This window comes from Micromonospora sp. NPDC093277 (genome assembly GCF_044765245.1).
GTDB lineage: Bacteria > Actinomycetota > Actinomycetes > Mycobacteriales > Micromonosporaceae > Micromonospora.
In genome coordinates this window covers 1-4,772 of sequence record NZ_JBIWJO010000036.1, presented here as the reverse complement: position 1 = coordinate 4,772, position 4,772 = coordinate 1, and the positions used below count along the sequence as shown (strand labels likewise).

At 72.2% G+C, this 4,772-nt stretch carries 1 protein-coding gene; it reads left to right on the top strand.

Features of this window, described 5'->3' with window-relative positions:
• The coding region (locus ACIRG9_RS31530; protein WP_402864190.1) for a type I polyketide synthase at nucleotides 1–4,772 on the top strand (4,772 nt) is incomplete at both ends.

Genomic DNA, 4,772 nt, shown 5'->3' with positions numbered 1-4,772 from the left:
ACCCCCCTCACCACCCCCCACGCCCTCACCCTCCTCAACACCGCCCTCACCACCACCAACCCCACCCCCATCACCGCCCACCTCAACCCCACCAACCTCCCCACCCACCTCACCCAAACCACCAGGACCACCTCGTCGAGCGGCCGGTGGCGGGAGCAGCTCGCCGGCCTGCCGGAGCCGGCCCGCGAGGAGGCCGTACGCGAACTGGTGCGGAACGCGGCGGCGACCGTGCTCGCCCTGCCCGCCGCCTCGGCGGTGCCGCTGGACCGGGCCTTCAAGGAGCTGGGCTTCGACTCGCTGATGTCGGTGGAGCTGCGGAACCGGCTGAGCGCCGCGACGGGTCTCCGGCTGCCGGCGACGCTGGTCTTCGACCACCCCACCCCCACCGCGGTGGTCGGTCAGCTACTGGCTCGGGTCTCCGCCGTACCGGATGCGGCGGAGCGGGTGACGCTCGCGCCGACTCCTGCGACGGCGCTGGACGACCCGGTAGTGATCGTGGGAATGGCCTGCCGCTACCCGGGTGGGGTGAGCAGCCCGGAGCAGTTGTGGGACCTGGTGATCAACGGCGGGGACGCGATCGGCGGGTTTCCGGAGGATCGCGGCTGGGACCTGGCCGGGCTCTACGACCCCGACCCGGAGCGGACCGGGACGACGTACACCCGACACGGCGGCTTCCTGTACGAGGCGGCCCGGTTCGACGCGGAATTCTTCGGGATCAGCCCGCGTGAGGCCACGGCGATGGACCCGCAGCAGCGGCTGCTGCTGGAGACGGCGTGGGAGTGCGTCGAGCGGGCCGGTGTCGACCCGACCAGCCTGCGCGGCAGCGCCACCGGCGTCTTCACCGGCGTGATGTACGACGACTACGGGGGGCGGATCCAGCGGGCGCCGGAGGGTTTCGAGGGTCACCTGTTGACGGGGAGCATCAGCAGCGTCGCCTCGGGTCGGATCGCGTACACGCTGGGGTTGGAGGGGCCGGCGGTAACCGTGGACACGGCCTGTTCGTCGTCGTTGGTGGCGATGCACCTGGCGGCGCAGGCGATCCGCAACGGGGAGTGCGACCTCGCCCTCGCCGGTGGGGTGACGGTGATGGCGACCCCCACGGTGCTGGTCGAGTTCAGCCGGCAGCGCGGCCTGGCCCCGGACGGGCGCTGCAAGCCGTTCGCCGCCGCCGCCGACGGCACCGGCTGGGGCGAGGGCGTCGGCCTGCTGCTGCTGGAACGGCAGTCAGTGGCGCAGGAGCGTGGCCACCAGATCCTGGGCGTCCTCCGCGGCTCGGCCGTGAACCAGGACGGGGCCAGCAACGGCCTGACCGCCCCCAACGGTCCGTCCCAGGAACGGGTGATCCGGCAGGCCCTGGCCAACGCGAGGTTGACCCCGGCGGACGTGGACGCCGTCGAGGCACACGGCACCGGCACCACCCTCGGCGACCCCATCGAAGCCCAGGCCCTCCTCGCCACCTACGGCCAACACCGCCGCGACGACCAGCCACTGTGGCTCGGATCCATCAAATCGAACATCGGCCACACCCAGGCCGCCGCCGGCGTCGCCGGCGTGATCAAAATGGTGGTGGCCATGCAGCAGGGCATGCTGCCCCGCTCCCTGCACATCGACGCCCCCACCCCGCACGCCGACTGGGCCGCCGGCAAGGTCCAACTGCTCGACAGGGCCGTCGAGTGGAAGCCGAACGGAGAGCCGCGGCGGGCCGGCGTCTCCTCCTTCGGCATCAGCGGCACCAACGCCCACCTGATCATCGAGGAGGCACCCGCCAGCCCACCGCCGCTGGCCTCGCCGGTCACCGTGCTGGAGCCGCCGGCCGATGTCGTGCCGTCGACCACCGTGGACGGTGCGGACCTGACCGACCTGCCCGGCGGCGGCTGGGTGCCCTGGCTGCTCTCCGCGAAAACCGAAACCTCTTTGCGGGAACACGGCCGCCGGCTACGCGACTGGGCCACCGACACAGACGACCTGGACCTGGCCGGCGTCGCCCACGCCCTCGCCGGACGCACCGCGTTCCCCCACCGGGCCGTGATCCTCGGCCGCACCGCCGACGAGATGCGCGAAGCCCTGACCGCACTGGTCGACGGCGCCGAACACGACAACCTCACCACCGGCCAAGCCCACGACAGCGGCAAAATCGCGTTCATCTACCCCGGCCAAGGCAGCCAATGGCCCGCCATGGCCCACACCCTCTACCGCACCTCCCCCGTCTTCCGCGACAGCATCAACACCACGGACAAAGCACTGCGCCAGGTGGTGGACTGGTCACTGCTCGACGTCATCCTCGAAAAGCCCGACGCCGCCAGCCTGAACCGGGTCGACGTCGTCCAACCAGTCCTCTTCGCCGTCACCACCGCCCTCACCACACTATGGCGACACCACGGCATCACCCCGCAGGCGGTCATCGGCCACTCCCAAGGCGAAATCACCGCCGCCCACACCGCCGCAGCCCTCACCCTCGACCAAGCCGCCCGACTCATCGCCCACCGCGGCCAAGCCCTCACCACCATCGAAGGCACCGGCGGCATGCTCGCCATCACCGGCCCCACCCCCGAACAACTACCCAACCTCCTCACCCAACTCGCACCCGACCACGCCACCCAACTACACCTCGCCGCCCACAACGCCCCCACCACCTGCGTACTCTCCGGCAGCTCGATCGCCATCCAAGCTGCACACACGGCCCTCACCAACCACGGCCTCACCGCCAAAATCATCCCGGTCAGCTACGCCAGCCACTGCCCCCACATCGACCCACTCCGGGCCGAGCTGACCAGCGTCACCATCGACCCCCGAGCCAGCGACACCGCCTTCTACAGCAGCACCCGCCAACAGACCGTCCCCGGCACCGAGCTGACCGCCGACTACTGGTGGGAGAACCTGCGGGAGCCGGTCCACTTCCACCCCACCCTTCGGACCCTCACCGTCGACGGACACCACACCCTCATCGAAATCAGCCCCCACCCGCTGCTCGCCCCCACCATCGACGGCGACTCAGCCACCGTCTGCCACACCCTCCGCCGCAACGCCGACCCCTGGCACACCCTGCTCACCAACACCGCCCAACTGCACACCCACACCAACCACCCGATCACCTGGACCCACCTGCTCCCAGCAACCCGGACCCACGCCACCCCGCCGACGTACCCCTTCGAACGACGGCACTACTGGCTCAACGCGAACCCGGCCACCGACACCCTCCACCTCGGGCTCCGGCCCAGTGCACACCCGGTCCTGCCGGCCGCCCTCGAACTGGCCGGCACGCCGGACGTCGTGCTGACCGGCCGGCTGGGCGTCGGCGAACAGACGTGGCTCGCCGAGTACCGGCTGCGGGGCACGGTGCTGCTGCCGCCGACCGCCACACTCGACCTGGCGCTGCACGCGGCGGCCCAGGTGGGATGCGACCAGGTCGACGAGCTGGCCGTACGGGAGCCGGTGGTGCCGCCCCAGCAGGGACACCTACGGGTCCAGGTGACCGTGACAGCGGCCGACGAGTCCGGCCGGCGGCCGATCACGGTCCACGTCGGGACGACGGGCGACAGCGCCGACGCGGCGGTGGTCTGGAGCCGGCACGCCACCGGCCTGCTCTCCTCGTCGGACGCGCCGGCCCACGACCCGGAGGCCGCCTGGCCACCACCCGAGTGGGCCACCGTCGACCTGGCCGCGTTGCGGGAGCGGGCGGTGGCGGACGGCTGGGAGCTGGGCGTCGACTGCCTGGTCGCCGGTTGGCAGCGCGACGGGGAGTTCGCTGCGGAGGTACGCGTCGACGGCGCGAACGGTCACGCCCTGCACCCGGCGCTGTTGGACGCCGCGCTGCGACTCGTCACACCGGCCGGCGAGGGTGCCGTGGCGTTGCCGATGACCTGGTCAGGCGTACGGCTGCACACGGCGGGAGCGACCGATCTCCGGGTCCGCCTGCGGCCGGACGGTACGCACGGGTGCGGCCTGGTGGCGGTGGACGGGACCGGGTCGCCGGTGCTGTCGGTGGCGAAGGTGGAGTTCCGGCCGGTGCCGGTGGACGAGCTGCCTGGGCAGGCCACCGCACGGGGGCAGGTGTGGCGGTTGGACTGGGTTCCTGCCACGCTGCCCGCCGCGCCAACCGCAATGCGGGGGTGGGTGACCATCGGCCGTCCGGTGCCCGGGTGGGACCTGCCCTGCCACCCGGACCTGGACGCTCTTCAGCAGGCCGTCACCGGCGGAGAGGTCGCAGCCCCCGCACAGGTCATCGTCCCCTTGGCCGATCACACCGCCGATGACGACGCCGACGTGCCGGCTGCGGTGCACGAGACCACCGAACAACTCCTGCACACCCTGCAGGCCTTCCTCACCGAGCCGGCCTTCACCGGCGCCAAGCTGACCGTCCTCACCACCGGCGCGGTCGGCGTCGACACAAAGGACCCGCTGACCAACCTGCCCGCCGCCACGTGCTGGGGTCTCGTCCGCACCGCACAGACCGAACACCCCGACCGCATCACCCTCGTCGACACCGACCGCGCCCCGCAGAGCCTCGGCGCACTCGCTGCCGCCATCAGCAGCGATCACCCGCAGTTGGCCCTCCGGGCCGGCGCGCCGCACGCCGCCCACCTCGCCCCCGACGCCGGCCCGACCTCCGCCCCGTCACCGGGCAGCCGTCCGGGCCCCGTCCCTGAGCCAACATCGCGGCCGTTCGACCCGGACGGGACCACGCTCATCACCGGCGGCACCGGCACGCTCGCCCGACACACCGCCGCCCACCTCGTCGAAAACCACGGCGCCCGCCACCTGCACCTGGTCAG